This window comes from Gloeocapsopsis sp. IPPAS B-1203 (assembly GCF_002749975.1).
GTDB lineage: Bacteria > Cyanobacteriota > Cyanobacteriia > Cyanobacteriales > Chroococcidiopsidaceae > Gloeocapsopsis.
On the sequence record NZ_PEIG01000002.1, the window covers coordinates 329,819 to 345,580 of the forward strand.

General features: G+C 40.3%; 18 protein-coding genes. 8 read left to right on the top strand and 10 right to left on the bottom strand.

All coding sequences use genetic code 11. The features are described from left to right. Positions 1–52: 52 nt before the first annotated feature. Positions 53–364 carry a hypothetical protein gene (locus tag CSQ79_RS04890; protein WP_099700066.1) on the bottom strand — a complete coding sequence of 104 codons (312 nt, stop codon included), beginning with the start codon at positions 362–364 and terminating at the stop codon, positions 53–55. Between the two features lie 469 nt (positions 365–833). On the opposite strand from CSQ79_RS04890, the gene CSQ79_RS04895 reads away from it, so the two are divergent. Together CSQ79_RS04895 and gntK are read left to right on the top strand one after the other, a co-directional pair. Continuing rightward, positions 834–2,180: a GntT/GntP/DsdX family permease gene (locus CSQ79_RS04895; protein WP_099700067.1), complete on the top strand. Its 1,347-nt coding sequence runs from the start codon at positions 834–836 to the stop codon at positions 2,178–2,180. 28 nt (positions 2,181–2,208) lie between these two features. Beyond that, complete coding sequence (gene gntK, locus CSQ79_RS04900) at positions 2,209–3,756, top strand: gluconokinase (protein WP_099700068.1); 1,548 nt, start codon at positions 2,209–2,211, stop codon at positions 3,754–3,756. A 114-nt stretch (positions 3,757–3,870) separates the two neighbouring features. Here gntK and CSQ79_RS04905 read toward each other — a convergent pair whose 3' ends face one another. Beyond that, complete coding sequence (locus CSQ79_RS04905) at positions 3,871–4,422, bottom strand: TetR/AcrR family transcriptional regulator (protein WP_289500557.1); 552 nt, start codon at positions 4,420–4,422, stop codon at positions 3,871–3,873. Between the two features lie 142 nt (positions 4,423–4,564). Between CSQ79_RS04905 and CSQ79_RS04910 the strand changes: the two genes are divergently transcribed. The 3 genes from CSQ79_RS04910 (at position 4,565) to CSQ79_RS04925 (ending at position 6,522) form a co-directional block, all read left to right on the top strand. Then, positions 4,565–5,011 carry a DUF6463 family protein gene (locus CSQ79_RS04910; protein ID WP_289500559.1) on the top strand — a complete coding sequence of 149 codons (447 nt, stop codon included), beginning with the start codon at positions 4,565–4,567 and terminating at the stop codon, positions 5,009–5,011. 507 nt (positions 5,012–5,518) lie between these two features. Continuing rightward, positions 5,519–6,352 (top strand): hypothetical protein, encoded by an 834-nt coding sequence (locus CSQ79_RS04920; RefSeq protein ID WP_099700070.1) that lies wholly within the window; start codon positions 5,519–5,521, stop codon positions 6,350–6,352. Next, positions 6,340–6,522, top strand: coding sequence for a hypothetical protein (locus tag CSQ79_RS04925; protein ID WP_099700071.1), 183 nt, complete (start codon positions 6,340–6,342; stop codon positions 6,520–6,522). Before CSQ79_RS04920 ends, CSQ79_RS04925 begins: the two co-directional genes overlap by 13 nt. Before the next feature lie 76 nt (positions 6,523–6,598). Here the strand turns inward: CSQ79_RS04925 and CSQ79_RS04930 are convergent, their stop codons facing one another. Beyond that, a complete protein-coding gene (locus CSQ79_RS04930; RefSeq protein ID WP_099700072.1) occupies positions 6,599–8,107 on the bottom strand; it encodes a UbiD family decarboxylase in 1,509 nt (502 codons plus the stop codon). Positions 8,108–8,345: 238 nt separating this feature from the next. Between CSQ79_RS04930 and CSQ79_RS04935 the strand changes: the two genes are divergently transcribed. From CSQ79_RS04935 to CSQ79_RS04945, 3 genes are all read left to right on the top strand, one after another. Next, positions 8,346–9,020 (top strand): MotA/TolQ/ExbB proton channel family protein, encoded by a 675-nt coding sequence (locus CSQ79_RS04935; RefSeq protein ID WP_099700073.1) that lies wholly within the window; start codon positions 8,346–8,348, stop codon positions 9,018–9,020. Positions 9,021–9,104: 84 nt separating this feature from the next. Continuing rightward, positions 9,105–9,464 carry an ExbD/TolR family protein gene (locus tag CSQ79_RS04940; protein ID WP_502693907.1) on the top strand — a complete coding sequence of 120 codons (360 nt, stop codon included), beginning with the start codon at positions 9,105–9,107 and terminating at the stop codon, positions 9,462–9,464. Positions 9,465–9,469: 5 nt separating this feature from the next. Next, positions 9,470–9,868, top strand: a complete 399-nt coding sequence (locus tag CSQ79_RS04945) for an ExbD/TolR family protein (RefSeq protein WP_099700075.1) — start codon at positions 9,470–9,472, stop codon at positions 9,866–9,868. Between the two features lie 17 nt (positions 9,869–9,885). Here the strand turns inward: CSQ79_RS04945 and CSQ79_RS04950 are convergent, their stop codons facing one another. From CSQ79_RS04950 to CSQ79_RS04980, 7 genes are all read right to left on the bottom strand, one after another. After that, on the bottom strand, positions 9,886–10,305 hold the full coding sequence (locus CSQ79_RS04950; RefSeq protein ID WP_099700076.1) for a hypothetical protein: 420 nt from the start codon (positions 10,303–10,305) through the stop codon (positions 9,886–9,888). Between the two features lie 5 nt (positions 10,306–10,310). Beyond that, on the bottom strand, positions 10,311–10,919 hold the full coding sequence (locus CSQ79_RS04955; protein WP_099700077.1) for a hypothetical protein: 609 nt from the start codon (positions 10,917–10,919) through the stop codon (positions 10,311–10,313). Between the two features lie 128 nt (positions 10,920–11,047). After that, complete coding sequence (locus CSQ79_RS04960; protein WP_099700078.1) at positions 11,048–11,869, bottom strand: hypothetical protein; 822 nt, start codon at positions 11,867–11,869, stop codon at positions 11,048–11,050. A gap of 76 nt (positions 11,870–11,945) precedes the next feature. Next, complete coding sequence (gene pstB / locus CSQ79_RS04965; RefSeq protein ID WP_099700079.1) at positions 11,946–12,725, bottom strand: phosphate ABC transporter ATP-binding protein PstB; 780 nt, start codon at positions 12,723–12,725, stop codon at positions 11,946–11,948. Then, a complete protein-coding gene (gene pstA / locus CSQ79_RS04970; RefSeq protein ID WP_289500565.1) occupies positions 12,719–13,639 on the bottom strand; it encodes a phosphate ABC transporter permease PstA in 921 nt (306 codons plus the stop codon). Before pstA ends, pstB begins: the two co-directional genes overlap by 7 nt. Positions 13,640–13,641: 2 nt before the next feature. Continuing rightward, positions 13,642–14,568, bottom strand: a complete 927-nt coding sequence (gene pstC / locus CSQ79_RS04975) for a phosphate ABC transporter permease subunit PstC (protein ID WP_099700081.1) — start codon at positions 14,566–14,568, stop codon at positions 13,642–13,644. A gap of 145 nt (positions 14,569–14,713) precedes the next feature. Then, positions 14,714–15,721 carry a PstS family phosphate ABC transporter substrate-binding protein gene (locus CSQ79_RS04980; RefSeq protein ID WP_099700298.1) on the bottom strand — a complete coding sequence of 336 codons (1,008 nt, stop codon included), beginning with the start codon at positions 15,719–15,721 and terminating at the stop codon, positions 14,714–14,716. Positions 15,722–15,762: the final 41 nt, after the last annotated feature.

The window sequence follows — 15,762 nt, forward strand, 5'->3', positions numbered from 1 at the left end:
ATTTACACAGAATGTCTAATGAATCAAGAGACTTTCCTGACCCCTTCAGAGGTCAATCTTCTCTATCCAACCGCTGAATTCGTCGCTGTAACTCAACTTCTTGCGAACTACAAATTGTTTCTAAATCAACAACTCGTTGTTCTAAATTTTTAATACTATTTGTTAAGTTATCATTTAATTCTCGATTTCCACGCCAGACGGCAACTGTACCAATAGCTGCACTTGCCACTACTGCTAACGGTAAAATTGGACCACTTCTCGTCGCAGGAGCTAATGGAATGCAAATTGCTAGCATCCCTGTGGTGAAGCCCCAAATTTGTTTAGTCGCTGAAACACGGATATCTGTTTCGGTATTATGCGCCATAAGCTAAATAATATGACTTTGAATAGTTTTTATTGATTAGGTTCAAGATACAGATAGTGTTTAATACAATCTTGTCAGTTTGAATTCCGCAGTATCAATGTTGTTTAGCAAGACTTTATATAAATACACTCTATCTTTAGATTAATCTCTCTGGATAGATGACCGATATAAATAAAGTTTTAAAAATAGTATTTATAAGTAAACTTAATTAATAAGCAGGGTTGATTCTGCTTTTCAGTACAGCGTAATCGGCTTTTTAGCCAGTGGTACTATTTTGCTCAGGTAGCATAAAGCAATCTCTCTGTGGTTGTTTGTGATAGTTGCAACCTGTCCTGGGCTGCTTGAGTATTGAATGTCTAGTGAATAATAATCATTTTCACAAAGAAAATTGACTCCACTATTTTAGCTGTACTGCAATGTTGTTTTGTACACGAAAAGTAAAAGTGGAGGGGGCTTTTAAGCTGCAATTATGACACCTGGTGTATTAATTTTGATTGCGATGCTCGGCATCGCCTTACTACTATTTCTCGTCATGGGGTTAAGGCTACAAGCTTTTGTAGCTTTGCTATTAAGCAGTTTATTTGTCGCAATTGCCGCAGGGATACCTTTAAACGAGATTGCCAGCACAATTCAACAAGGTATGGGGAACACCCTGGGATTTATTGCGATTGTCGTTGGTTTAGGGACAATGTTCGGCGAGATGCTGCGGGTATCTGGCGGTGCGGAACAATTAGCAAATACTCTAGTCAGAAGGTTTGGACAAGACCGCGCGCAATGGGCATTAGGCTTGACAGGATTTTTAGTGGCAATTCCTGTCTTTTTTGATGTTGGTTTGATTATTCTGATTCCGCTTGTCTACAGCTTAGCTCAACGTACTGGAAAGTCTTTGCTGTATTACGCAATTCCCTTAACTGCAGGCTTAGCAATTACTCACAGCTACATTCCACCGACTCCAGGTCCTGTTGCAGTTGCCTCTTTAATTAATGCAGATCTTGGTTGGGTCATTTTGTTTGGTGCGATCGCTGGTTTACCAGCAATGGTCATTGGAGGTGTCTTCTTTGGTAAGTACATCGGAGGCAAAATTCATGTAAAAGTACCGGAGTATATGCTCATTGACGCACCCCATAAGGAAGAAGTCAAAGATCCACCGCCATTTGGCACAGTCGTTGCCATCATTGGCATTCCACTGTTATTAATTCTTCTCAACACAGTTTCTGGCATTTTGCTACCAGAAGGCAATTTTATACGTAACTTCCTAGGGTTTTTAGGACATCCCTTCACAGCATTGCTACTAGCGGCATTAGCCTCATTTTATTTGTTGGGAACTCAACGCGGTTATACGCAAGACGAAATTCAAACAATTGCCACAAAATCTCTCGAACCAGTCGGACTGATTATTTTAGTTACAGGTGCTGGTGGTGTCTTTGGTAGAGTCTTAGTAGAAAGTGGCGTTGGTGATGCATTAGCAGGTGTGATGGCTGCATCAAATTTACCAATTATACTACTAGCTTTCTTAATTGCTACTGCTGTACGAGTTTCGCAAGGTTCAGCTACAGTATCAATGGTGACAGCTGCAGGAATTATGGCACCTGCAATTGAGGCGGGTAATTATTCTGCACCAATGGCGGGGTTAATTACAATTGCGATCGCATCTGGTGCGACGGTACTTTCCCACGTTAATGATTCGGGTTTTTGGTTGGTAAGCCGTTATCTTGGTTTATCTGAGAAAAACACACTGCGTTCTTGGACAGTCATGGAAACAATTATTGGTTTAGTGGGGTTTCTTATCGTGTTCTTGATTAGCTTTTTTGTGTAACCACCTCTAGTCACTAACCACTAAATCTATGAGTCAAAATTACTTTATTGGTGTTGATCTTGGTACTACGAGTACAAAAGCAATTGTTTTTTCGACTTCTGGTGCAATTAAAGGTATGGGTAATCGGGGATACAAAATTATTGTCCCCAAACCCACCTGGGCAGAACAAGATCCTGAAGCAATTTTTTCTGCAGTAATTGCAGCAGTATGCGAAGCGGTAGAGGCTGCGGAGATACCAAAATCTGCGATCGCCGCATTAGGGTTTAGTGCAGCAACACACAGTTTAATTGCCGTTGATGCCAAAAACTATCCTTTAACAAATGCCATCATTTGGGCAGATAATCGTAGTATTAATCAGACAGAACAACTCAAGCAACAAGATATCAAACACGATCTTTACTTGCGAACTGGAAGCCCAATTCATCCAGTTTCCGTTGTCACTAAACTGATGTGGATGCGCGAATCGAACCCAGCGATTTTTGAGAAAGCTGCTAAATTTATCTCAATCAAAGAGTATGTTTTCTATCAGTTATTTGAACGCTACGTTATCGATTACTCGATCGCTTCGGCGACAGGGTTACTGAATTTAAAACAGCTAGATTGGGATGCAGAGGCGCTTGAACTCGCAGGAATACGTTCTGAAAAGTTGAGTGAATTAGTTTCTCCCACTCACGTTTTGCGTGGGATGAAGACACGTCATGCAGATGCAATGCGGATTGCACCGGATACCCCTGTTGTCATTGGCGCAAATGACGGAGTTTTAGCAAATTTGGGAGTCGGGGCGATCGCTAAAGGCGAAGTTGCAATTACGATTGGTACAAGTGGCGCGGTGCGTACAGTGGTTGACACTCCGCTGACGGATGAGAAAGAAAGAACGTTTTGTTACGCTTTAACTGAAAAACACTGGGTCATCGGTGGACCAACAAACAATGGTGGGATTGTTTTACGGTGGTTTCGCGATAATTTTTGTGCGCCAGAAGTTGAAACAGCAAAACAATTGGGAGTAGATCCTTACGATTTGATGATTGAAGCCGCAATGGAGGTTTCCCCAGGCGCTGAAGGTTTACTATGTTTACCGTATTTATCGGGAGAACGCGCACCCTATTGGAATGCCAAAACACGGGGTTTATTTTTCGGTGTTGGGCTGCATCATGGGCGATCGCATTTTATCCGTGCGATTATGGAAGGCATTTTATTTAATGTTTACAGCGTGAATGTTGCTTTGCAAGAACTCACTGGAGATATCAAAGAGATTCGCGCTTCCGGTGGTTTTGCCCGTTCGACTCCTTGGCGACAGATGATGGCAGATTTGTTTGGTATTGAGGTATTAATGCCAGAAGTTTATGAAGGTAGTGGATTTGGTGCGGCGGTGTTGGCAATGTATAGTGTAGGTGCGATCGCAGATTTGACTGACGTGCAAAAATTAATTCGGATTACCTATCGCCATAAACCTAATTCACATTTAGTCAGCACTTACCACAATTTGTTTCCACTATACGAGCGCTTGTATCAAAATTTGGAAAATGAGTTTAATGCGATCGCAGATTATCAAAGCCAAGCAATTAAAGAGAATTAGAGTTTAGAGGCTAAGTTCAGTGAAGTTCCTCTGATGTCCTAGCGTGAAGCGAAGCTATCCCGAAAAGAATCGCGCCACCTGTTTAAACAATCAACAGCTGTTTTTGCATACATTTTAATCGTGTCTTACTAAGATGGCGTGGTAAAGTTTTGCCTCTTCTAATCTTTCCGCCCGAGTGGGAAGCACTCCAACTATAAATTCACCTATCCAGGAATAATACGCTAGTCGCGCCCGCGCCATTGCCTCAACTGTTGGGAAACCCATCTGCAAAAACAAGGCTTGCATATAGTTTATACGACGCAGATCTATACGGGCGATCGCCGCAGCAGATCTTGTATCATTTGCAGCCCAGTTTCTTATTGCTTTCTCTAGTTGACCATCATCCTGAAATGCAATTTGAAACAAGTTAAATAACTTTGCACTAGCATTTCCTCCAGACGCTTCTACCTGATTGATGATATCGTCTGTCTCGCGGACTTCCCACTCTTGCAACATTGCCATTAACAGGTCTTCCCGATTTTTGAAATGCCAATAAAAGCTTCCTTTTGTCACCTGCATCAACTTTGCTAGAGGTTCCACTCGCACCGCTTCGATCCCACTGGTAGCTAAAACCTTCAGCCCCATAGTCAACCAGTCGTGTCGCCCTAACTTTTGTGGTATTTCCATACGCCAACGTATTGACAACTATTTATTTACCAACTATAGTTTTAACATACGCAACCGTACGGATAATTAATGCGTTTCTGCTTTTAGCTGTCTGCACAGTATTAATCCAAATAGCTTTTAGTTCCAAGCTGGAGAAATCGAGATGGAAACATTTGAAATAACAAGCAAATCAAGTACCATGCTGAAAGTAAGTGGATACTGGTTAATAACCACAACTATTATTCATGTTATAGTAGGTTTTCTGGTCTTCCGCGAACCGCTTGCTGAAATAGCTTTCAACGGATGGTTTAATACAGTTGCACCCGACCCTTTTAATCCTTATTTCGACCGAGAAGATGCTTTTTGGTTTATGATGGTCGCACCATTCATCTTCATAATTGGGCAACTTTGTTTTTGGGCAAAGTCTCGACAAATGACTCTTCCTGCATTTCTCGGTTGGACGATACTTGCAACTGCAACAGTTGGGTGTTTTCTAGAACCTATTTCTGCTTTCTGGCTGCTGATACCACCAAGCTTGCTGATTCTCTCTGCATCGCGACAAGCTAGGATTCAGTCTGCTAAATCTAACCAGCCTTCTGAGATGCTGTAGCATTTACCTCGACTAACACGATTGCTGCAACAACTGCTTACCTATAACGCTTCACGAGTGCGATCGCTGATCTGACTGAGGCGCAAAAATTAATTCGCATTTAGTCAGCATCTACCACGATCTGTTTCCGTTGTACAAATGCTTGTATCAAATTTCAGTGTCCGAAGGTACACTTTACCTGGGTAGCCCTGACTTCAGTCGGAGGGCTTCATTTTTTGATGAAATTGAAAATGCGATCGCCTATGATATGTTTGTAGTTTTCGGCAATAAAGATAGCGTAATTGAGTCATTAATATTACACATATAGCAAGTGTATTCCCAAGATGATTTTTCTATTGTTTGAATTGAGCAAAAAGTTTCAGTTCATTTCCAACAAAGAGAAAAAGATGAAAATTTTGTGGAAAAACTTACTAATTAAAACAGTACTTTGGCTCGTTGTAGAAGTCATTTTAACCTTGCTGGGACTTGATAACATTGCTGACTACAGCGAGTTTGTCTTCGGGCAAGATGACTCAACAACAAGCTACATTCAGCCAGCTACTTATCAGAATTCCTTTTACTGCGCGTGATGCTGTCACTATTGATGCAAAGGACAGTGGCAATCCTACTAACATCAATAGTATCGTCTCTATAGATGCTGTATGTAACGGCGGTAATATTACTGTTAAGGCACGATCGCTCTTGTTGATAGATGGTAGAGAATTATTCGCTAGTACCTACGGGCAGGGTGATGCTGGAAGTATTCAGGTCAATGCTACTGAGTTTGTGAGCATTTCTGGAATTGATTCTGCGAACGGATACTCAAGTAGATTATTTGCCAGCACTGAAGATAGCTCCACAGGCACGGGTGGTGAGATCACAATCTCTGCTAGTAATATCCGTCTACGCGGTGATAGTGACATTAGAACAGATCTCACTAGTAGTGCAGGAAGTGGCGGTAACATTAACCTTACGGCTAACTCAATCATTGCGTTTGATGATAGTGATATTTTGGCATTTGCACCTGAAGGTCAAGGAGGTAACATTACGCTGAACACACCTGTCTTTTTTGGTTTTGGCTATCGCCCTGGTGCTTCAGAAACTAATTATGCAATTCTTGATGGCAATAACCGAGTGGATGTTAATGCTAGTGGTGCGATCGCTTCCGGTAACATCACCACACCAGACACTACATTTGTCCAAAACAGCTTGACAGAATTACCAGAAGATGTATTAGATGCAAATACGCCCGTAGCGATCGCCAACAAGGTAATTTCATCATCACAGGTAGTGGCGGCTTACCAACGCGCCCTGGAGATATCACAGCTTCATCCTACCCGACGGGTACTGTGCGTTCTGTAACAGGCGATCTGCCGGAGGCAGCGGCGCTTCTCTTCGAGACGCTTCGCGAACGCCATCGCACTACTGATGCTAGTCATCGTCCTTGGAAAATAGGCGATCCAATTGTAGAACCGCAAGGCGCGTATCGATTACCAAATGGTCAGCTTGTTCTAAGTCGTGAGTGTTCCTAATTCTTCTGCAACTTTCAGTAACCTCATGGTAGAAACCTATGAAGATAGGTTTCGTTTATATAGCTTTTTTCTGACATTAACGCATGTCGTAACCAAACAAATTCGGGTCAACGTCTTGCAGATTTAAATTGTCTAAACCATATTCCGCCCAGCGACGTTCTACCATAGCAGCAACATCAGGATCGGACTCTAAGACTGCACCCCACTCATGTTCGGTTTCGGGAGGAATTTTTGTTGTTGCATCAATTCCCATGCGTCCACCTAAACCAATTTTTTCACTGGCAAAATCTAAGGAATCAAACGGCGTATTAGGTAGGATAAACACATCTCTAGTCGGGTCAACTTTAGAACTAATTGCCCAAACAACTTGGCGCGGATCGCGGATATTAATATCTTTATCGACAACAATCACAAACTTAGTGTAAGTAAACTGTGGTAACGCACTCCAAAATGCTAATGCTGCCCTTCTTGCTTGTCCAGGATATGCTTTATCAATGGAAATAATTGCCGCTTTGTAACTCAAGGCTTCCATTGGTAAGAAGAAATCAACAATTTCGGAGACTTGTTGACGCAGAATTGGAGTGTATATGCGATTGAGTGCGATCGCCATCATTGCTTCTTCTTTGGGCGGACGACCGCTAAATGTTGTTAAATAAACGGGATCTTTACGATGTGTCATGCAGTGGAAACGAATGAGTGGTGAATCTTCCACACCACCGTAGTAACCCATATGATCGCCAAACGGTCCATCGGGTAATACTTCCCCTGGTGTAATTGTGCCTTCTAAGACGAATTCTGAAGCCGCTGGAACTTCTAAATCAACAGTTTTGCATTTTGCAAGTTGTACTCCTGAACCGCCGTAAAGCCCTGCAAATAGCCATTCAGATAAATCGACAGGTATGGGTGTCGCGGCTGCCATAATGATCAGAGGATCGACACCAAGAGCGATCGCGATTTCTAATTTTTTCCCACGTTCGGCTGCTTTGCGTAAATGTCTCGCCCCACCGCGTACCGATAACCAGTGAACTGTCATGGTATTTTTTGATTGCAATTGCAGGCGATAAACTCCAACATTAGGAGTTCCTGTTTCACAATCTTTGGTAATCACAAGCCCTAAGGTGATAATCTTACCCGCATCGCCTGGATAAGGACGAATTAAAGGTAGTGTATTTAAATCTAAGTCGTCACCTTGAAAGACAACTTGCTGACACGCAGGGAAAAAATCTCGCCCTGGTTTTGCTTTGACAACATCAAATAATAATTTACCAAATTCTACAGCTTGCCCAATTTTCTTAGGTGGTTTGGGTTGTTGCAACATACCCAGTTTTTTCCCCAAAGTTTCTAATTCTTGGGGAGTTTCCATATTCATCGCCCAGCAGATGCGTTCTACAGTTCCCATGAGATTGACTGCGACGGGATATGCTGCACCTTTGACGTTTTCAAAGAGTAAGCCAGGTCCTCCTTGTTGTAACATGCGATTGGAGATTTCAGCGATTTCTAAGTCTGGATCGACTTTGGCTGTGATGCGTCGCAGTTGTCCGCGTTCTTCTAGGAGTTTGATGAATCCGCGTAAGTCTCGTGCCATGTTTTTTGTAGAAATGTGAAGCTATTTTCATTATCACAGGTGTTGTCGAGAGGGTGGGAGACGAACCACAGAGGTACAGAGGAGAGTTATTCTTGTTCGGCTAGGGCGAGGCGGATGACTATACCGGAATTATGAAACGGTGTTTTGAGCTTTGATAATGCTCCCTTAACTTTAACAGTGTATTTAAGTAGAACAGGTATCTGCATACATTTTGATTTCAGCAGCCAGAGAAAACAACATGGCTAGAATATATGACACCTTTATTGCAGGTGGTCCTGTGATGTGGCCCTTATTAGGGCTTTCTATTGTGACATTTGCTTGTGCTTTGGAACGTGCTTGGTTTTGGTTTCAATTACTCAGTAAAGAAGATCGAATTGTTCATGATGTGTTAGCAGCAGCACGTTTTGATTTGATGAAAGCTGCAAATATAGCTCAAAAAGCTCAATCTTTACCGATTGGTCGTTTTTTGTTTGCGCCTTTGAGGTTAACTCAGCCTACTCCTGAAACTTTTCGTTTGGCGATGGAAGCCGCAGGCGATAAAGAATTTACTCAAATGCGTAAAGGAGATAAATTACTAGAAACTGTCGTAGCACTTGCTCCTTTACTAGGATTACTAGGGACGGTTACAGGTTTAATAGGTACTTTTAATAACTTAAATATTGGTGGCGGCGGAACAACTGCGGAAGCAACACGCGCAGCTGCGGGTATTGGTGAAGCCTTAATTACTACGGCTGCGGGAATGATTGTGGCGATTATTGCGTTAATTTTTTTCCGAGTTTTCGTGACGTTGCAATCTCAACAAATTGATTACTTTTCAGATGTAGGTAGCGAATTAGAACTCATCTATCGCCAAACTTGGTATGAACCGATGTTCAGTTCGATTGGACAAAATAGTACTCAGGGTAATGGGTAATTGGTAACTGGTAATTGGTGATTTATTTTGTTTAGAAATCAGCAAAGACGTTCCTCGCAGATACCAGAAGTTAATTTAATACCGATGATGGATGTGTTGATGTCTGTTCTCACGTTTTTCATCATCACTTCTATGACATTATCAGGTAGAAGAATTGCTAATGTAAGTTTACCAATAGTAGGCAATGGCGTACGCGAACAAAGTTCTTTCCTTGAACCTTTAATTGTAGGTTTAAACCAAAGTGGGGAAATTATACTTGAAAATCAGCCTATTACTTTAACAACACTAGAAAAAGAGATAGAATCATATTTAAAACAAAATTCTCAAGCGCTAGTCGTGCTGAAAGCTGATAAAAAACTATCATATAAACAAGTAGTACAAATATTAGAAAAAATGCGTGATGTAGGAGGTGATCGCGTTTCTTTAGCTATCGAAAGAAAATAAATATTATGCGATTTAAACAGCAACATACTGCAATACCCACAATCAATTTAACGCCAATGTTGAATGTGATGATGGCAACTTTGGCATTTTTTGTTCTTATTTCTATGACTTTAACAAATGAACAAGGTGTTGATATTCAGTTACCTGTACAAAATAATGCTGGACCACAACAAAATACACCTGAACCGTTACTAGTAGAATTAAATGAGCAGCAAATCTTACTCGATCAACAACCAGTAACTAAACAGCAACTCTTACAACAAATGCAAGTTTATCTCCAGCAAAATCCCCAAGGTTCTGTTTTACTTCAACCAGATAGTGAATTACCTTATGAATCGGTTGTGCAACTATTAGGAGACATGCGTGATGTGGGTGGCGATCGCATCTCTTTAGCTATTGATTAAAAAGGTGGTAAAACAAATTAATTTGATTTGTTTTGACCTGCTGCTGAACCTAATTTAAATTCTATAGTAATTCCTTCTAGAAGAGGATCTGGGTGTTTATCAAGGTAATTTCTAACTACTTGCTGTAAATTTTCTAAATAACTAAAACCTATAGCTAATTGTTGCCAACTAGGATTGCGACTAAACTTAAGACCGTTTTGTTTAGCTATCCGACGACAGTTACTATATGAACCGTAGCGACGAATTAATTCTGCTTTATCAATTGATGGTTGTACTGGCTTTAACGCTAATGTAGATAAATTTTCTGATGTTGCTTCCTTGTGTAATTCATTTACAGCTACCTGAGCTACAGTGTAAATAGCAGCAGCATTTTGTAAGTCTGCTTGTTGATTAGTCTTAAGTTGCTCTAATAGTTGCTCTAGGCGTTTTTTACCCATAATACTTATCTATCCAGAAGAGCACGTCCTGTTGATGCAGGATCGTCGTACATTTGTGGTTGTTCTCTACGGGCGTTATCTAAATCAGTGCTATCTAAAATTGTAGGTTGAGAAGTACCTTTGAGTGAAATATTTGTTGTATCTTCGTAATGCTCTTCACGCCAAGATAAGACGATCGATTTAACTGCTTTTAATAGTTGAAAAAAGCGCTGAGGTAGACTTAAAAAACTCCACTGAGTTTGCGCCATGTCCTCAATATCTGCAACTGTATTATAAACCTCAGATAAATTATCTAAGTGCTTAGTCATTGAACTAATTTCTTGCTCTAAGCCAGTAACAATTAGTTGTTGGCTTTGTGCTAATTGTTGTTTTTCCTGATTAAGTTGATTAATTAATAGTTGTAATCGTTCTACATCTGTTTTCAGTTTTATTGCGGATTGTTTTTGTTCTTCATTCCGCCGCAATAGCTGTGCTCGACTCCGATTTGTAAAAATCAGACAGTCTCTCATTTCACCATAGACTTCTTCTAGCTCTGAACGATTTAGTTGTCCTATAGTTTTAGGAAACTTGGTTGCTGAACGAAAGCGAGGAGGTGTTTGTTCAGATGTAGCCACGACTTATGTACCTAGCTCCAAATATCTATAATGCTGACATAGTACAAAGCTCTGCAGTTAAAGCAACATAAAAGATTTGATGAAATTTTTATGAAGCAGAGTCAAACTCTATATGGCACTCATCTTGCTCAAATTTGAAGAGGATCGCTATTCCATACAACAATCATTGTACCGATACTTGTTGCTGTATGAACTAAGTTCAAATATGTGATAAAGTTACCTTTTTGTATTTTATAAACGTTTCCACCACCATATTCACCTTGAATAGAAACTTCCATTCCACTACTTTGTAGCTGTGGTTCAATTTCAGTAAAGACTTGTTCAGGTGTTTTCAGCGAAATCCATTTAATGCGAGCAATTTCTTGTTTTTGTTGTGGTTCTTCTGTTGCTAAGCTTTCTGGTGTGAAAAATAATTCAGGTTGTGCAAAATAGCTTGGATCTACTCCCAAGTCTTCTGCAACTTCTCCCGCAACTTCCCCAAAAAGATTTTGAAATTCGGCAACATTGTCATCTGAAACGTTAGGAGATGCTTCTATCGTTGGTTCAGATGTCGGTTCTAAGGTTGGTGATACTTCTGGTGAAGGTAAGGGCGTTGGTGATGCAAGCGGTGTTGGCGTAGGACTTAGTGTAGCTTGAGGTGTTGGCGAAATACTGGGGGTTGGTTTCGGTTGCGATATTGATGGCGTAATTTTAGGATTTGGTTGTGGAAGCTGACGCTGCGGACGCGTAGTTTGCAAGGATGATTGAGGAGAAGGTTTCTTTGGTGGTGCGAGTAACTGGGTAATTTCTAATTCCTCATTTTGTGGCTTTTGTTCAACTTGCGATTTTGTTGGCTGCGGCATTGGTAAAGTTAAAAATATCCCATGTAAAGCCAAAGAAATAAATAACATGGGTCGATATAAAATTTGTAATACAGGAGGTAGTTTTTTTGATAAGCTAGATTGATTCATAACAATTTTAAAGTGTCTTGATCTACCTCTATTCCATTATCTTCTAATCACTAACCACTATTCACTATTCACTTTTTTATCCAAATCTCCCACGAATATAATCCTCTGTTTGTTTCTGCGTAGGATGCGTAAAAATTTGCTTGGTTTGCTTAAACTCGATAATCTCACCAAGGTACATAAACGCTGTGTAGTCAGAAATTCGTGCAGCTTGCTGCATATTGTGCGTCACAATTAAAACTGTTACTTGTTCTTTTAATCGAGTAATTAATGCTTCAATACTACTTGTAGAGATTGGATCGAGTGCAGATGTTGGCTCGTCAAATAAAATAATTTCAGGATTTGTTGCTAATGCACGCGCAATACATAATCTTTGCTGTTGTCCGCCAGAAAGATTGAATGCTAAATCGTATAAACGATCTTTAACTTCATCCCAAAGCGCAGCATTATATAAAGCTTGTTCCACTTTTTCATCAATAATACTGCGTCGAGATTCACCCCGCACGCGCAATCCATAGGCTACATTTTCGTAAATTGATTTTGGGAAAGGATTAGGTTTTTGAAATACCATGCTAATCCGCATTCTTACTTCAATTGGATCGATGCGACGACTTAAAATATTTATCTGTTCAGAATCGAGCAAAATCTCTCCTTCGTAGCGATTACCAGGATAAAGATCGTGCATGCGATTAAAACAGCGTAATAAGGTAGTTTTACCACATCCTGATGGTCCAATTAAGGCTGTAACTTTGTTTTCTGGTACTAGCAAGTTAATATGTCTCAATACCTGTACTGTTCCATAATAAAAGTTCAGGTTATTAACTTTTGCCTTGGTTTTGATGGATGTTACTTCTACCATTTAATTCGTTCGCGGAGACGATAGCGGAGGTAAATTGCTAAAGCATTCATTCCTAGTGTCATGCAAATTAATACGACACCAGCAGCAGCAGCATTAAATTGGAAATCAGGTTCAGGACGCGATACCCAATTAAACATTTGAATGGGCATGACTGTAAAGGGTGCTTGTAACCAACCAAAGGAAATGTAAGGAAATTCAGTTTTGATTGGTGGATCGGGTAAGAATGCAATAAAAGTTAGCGCACCAATTGTAATTAAAGGTGCAGTTTCACCAACAGCGCGTGATAAACCAATAATGATACCTGTCAGAATACTACCAATTGAATAGGGTAATATATGATCCCAAATTGCTTGCCATTTACTTGCACCTGTTGCATAAGCTGCTTCGCGGATACTATTAGGAATTGCCCGCAATGCTTCGCGTGTTGTGACAATAACAATGGGTAAAACGAGTAATGCTAAGGTTAGCCCTGCAGTGAGAACACTTTCACCTAAATTGAGTTGATAAACAAATAAACCTAATGCTAAAAGTCCATAAATAATAGAGGGAACACCTGCTAGGTTAGTAACGTTTATTTCAATTAAACCTGTAAACCAGTTTTCACCAGCATATTCTTCTAAATAAATTCCTGAAGCAATTCCCACAGGTATTGCTGCGATCGCTGTGACAATCATTACCAAAACTGTTCCTACCCAAGCTGCTAAAATTCCTGCTTCTTCAGGCTTACGGCTAGGGAATGATGTTAAAAATTGCCAAGATAAACGAGGTAAGCCATCGATAAATAAGTCTGAAACTAAGGTTATAAGCGTTATAATTCCAACTAAGACAGACAACAAGCCAAGGACAGCAAAACAACCTTGCCAAAGTTTATTACGGATAATAATTTTTTTGACTTGCTGTAATTCTTGCTGCATAATTAGTATTTTTCGCGATAGCGTCTACTTAAAAAATATCCAAAAATATTGAATACTAAGGTCATCAATACCAGCGTAAGTCCCGCAGCAAAGATTGTTTGGTACTCTAAACTACCGTGAGGTAAATCTCCTAAACTAACTGAAACAATATAAGCCGTAATTGTTGCAGCTTCATTCATCGGATTCCAAGTAAGAGTAGGCTGTAAACCAGCAGCGATCGCTACAATCATTGTTTCACCAACTGCCCGCGAAATTCCTAAAATATAAGCTGCTGTAATACCCGAAATAGCTGAGGGAAAGATAACTTTTAAAGCTGTTTGCAAGCGCGTTGCGCCCATTGCATAAGAACCTTCGCGCAGGTGTAAGGGTACAGAACGCATTGCATCTTCACTAACAGAACTGACGTAGGGAATAATCATAACTCCCATAACAATGCCAGCACTTAACATATTAAATCCAGGAAGATCCCATAAAAATGTTTGTAATAATGGTGTCACAAATAAAAGTGCGAAATAACCATACACTACTGTAGGAATACCAGCTAATAATTCCAAGCAAGGTTTAATAAATTCACGTAGTCGAAAAGGTGCAAACTCGCTTAAATAAATTGCTGCAATCGTTCCTAGAGGTACTGCTACTGATAATGCAACAGCAGTCGTTACTAACGTACCTGAAAGTAGTGGTAAAATTCCATAGTGCGCATCATCAAATAAGGGCGACCATTGTGTATCTGTTAGAAAGTTTATTAAAGAAACTTCTCTAAAAAAAGTTATTGATTCATATACCAAAATTCCAATAATTGCAATAGTTGTGGCTACTGAAGAACAAGCAGCGAGAAATAGTAAAATCTCAATCGCTTTTTCTCGCACTTTCCGCAGCATTCTTGGCGATAAAGGTTTTATAGTAAGTTGGATTTGCCTTTCTACCATAATTAGTTGAATCTTATACGCCTGGCGAATAAATTCGCGGCTTAAAAACTCTTTCCACCTGCGTGGACTGAAAAAAATTGATGATTGAGCGATTAGCAATCAGCTTTAAACTAATTACTAATCGCGAGTTTTATACAAAAATTACTTACAGTCTTGCTTCGCGTTGTAGTAGTTCTTCAATACGGAGTCCGACAGCTTCTTTCCCACCAAATACAGTACCTACTTTATTCTGTTGAAAGTGGCTGCTTGCTAAAGTGTAAGCGCGCGCTGGTAAAGCTACATAACCAACTTCACTGACTAATTTAGGTGCATTGCTGATGTAGTAGTTAATGAATTGCTTGACATCATCTCTACTTGCAGCTTTAGCATTTACGTAAATAAATAGTGGTCGCGATAAAGGCTGGTAAGTACCGTTTTCTACTGCTTCTCTAGAAGGTAGCACAGCTTTACCATTACCATTATCAATTGCTACGGCTTTTAAACGATTTTTGTTAGCTTCGTAATACGCATAGCCGAAGTAACCTAAAGCACCGCGATCGCGACTAACTCCTTGTACGAGAACATTGTCATCCTCGCTAGCTGTGAAGTCTGTACGGCTAGACTTTGCATCACCAACGACTGCTTCGGTAAAGTACTCAAAAGTTCCTGAATCTGCACCAGGACCATACAGTTTCATGGGAGAATTGGGAAATCCTTGGCGTACTTGACTCCAATTTGTCATCTTACCTTGTGCAGCTGGTTCCCAAATTTTCTTCAACTCAGCAACAGTCATGCTGTTGACCCAGTTATTTCTAGGATTTACAACAACTGTTAAAGCGTCGTAAGCTACTGGCATTTCTATATACTGAACACCAGCACTTTTGCAAGCTTCCATTTCTTCAGCTTTAATTGGTCGAGAAGCGTTAGAAATTTCGGTTTCACCACGACAAAACTTTTTGAATCCACCGCCAGTACCAGAAATACCAACTGTAACTCGCGTTCTACCACCGTTTTGCTTCTGAAAATCTTCAGCTACAGCTTCAGTGATTGGGAAAACTGTACTAGAACCATCAACTCGGATTGTTGTTGGGTTTTGAGAACGAACTGCAGGTACTGATAAACCAATTGTTGCAGCAGCTATGACTAAAGATGCGATCGCTTTTCGACTTGTCATCTTTGTTTTCAAGCGCTCAAGTTTAAAACTTACTTTGTTAC